This is a genomic window from Vibrio sp. Isolate34, from assembly GCF_022397915.1.
Taxonomy (GTDB): Bacteria; Pseudomonadota; Gammaproteobacteria; order Enterobacterales; family Vibrionaceae; genus Vibrio.
In genome coordinates this window covers 1-1,014 of sequence record NZ_JAKEUO010000050.1, presented here as the reverse complement: position 1 = coordinate 1,014, position 1,014 = coordinate 1, and the positions used below count along the sequence as shown (strand labels likewise).

Annotated in this window: 1 protein-coding gene; it reads left to right on the top strand. The window is 52.8% G+C overall.

Annotated features, from left to right (window positions below):
• The coding region (locus L1D22_RS22090; RefSeq protein ID WP_239831228.1) for a tandem-95 repeat protein at positions 1–1,014 on the top strand (1,014 nt) is incomplete at both ends.

The following is a 1,014-nucleotide window of genomic DNA, read 5'->3' as shown; positions in this document are numbered from 1 at the left end:
CACACTCATCTTCACTGATGCAGACCTATTAACCGGTGCCACGGACATTGAAGGCGACAATCTAACGGTTGAAGGTGTGACCTACGATGGTGGCGACGGTATCYTGACCGACAACGGCAATGGTACGTACACCTTCGCGCCGAATGAAAACTTTAATGGCGACGTCAACTTCAGCTTTGATGTGTCTGACGGCACCGACACGGTGTCTGCGAACATCGATGTCAGCGTAACTGCGGTGGATGATGCGCCAGTTTCGGGCGACCTCGCGTACTCAATCAACGAAGACGGTTCAATTCGTCTAAGCCAAGAGCAGCTGCTGTCGCAAGCATCCGATGTGGAAGGCGATGACCTTACAGCCAGCGGCCTAACGGTGGGCGGTAATGCAACCGTTACTCAAAACGAAGACGGCAGCTTCACGATCACACCAGATGAGAACTTCAATGGTGACATCGATATCAGCTTCGATATCTCTGATGGCACCAATACGGTTCAAGCCTCTGCAGACCTTACTGTTAACCCAGTTAATGACCTGCCAGTCCCTCAAGACCAACAGTTCAGCGTGGAAGAAGACGGCACGCTCATCTTCACTGATGCCGACCTGTTAACCGGTGCCACGGACATCGAAGGTGACAACCTAACGGTTGAAGGTGTGACCTACGATGGTGGCGACGGTATCTTGACCGACAACGGCAATGGTACGTACACCTTCGCGCCGAATGAAAACTTTAATGGCGACGTCAACTTCAGCTTTGATGTGTCTGACGGCACCGACACGGTGTCTGCGAACATCGATGTCAGCGTAACTGCGGTGGATGATGCGCCAGTTTCGGGCGACCTCGCGTACTCAATCAACGAAGACGGTTCAATTCGTCTAAGCCAAGAGCAGCTGCTGTCGCAAGCATCCGATGTGGAAGGCGATGACCTTACAGCCAGCGGCCTAACGGTGGGCGGTAATGCAACCGTTACTCAAAACGAAGACGGCAGCTTCACGATCACACCAGATGAGAACTTCAA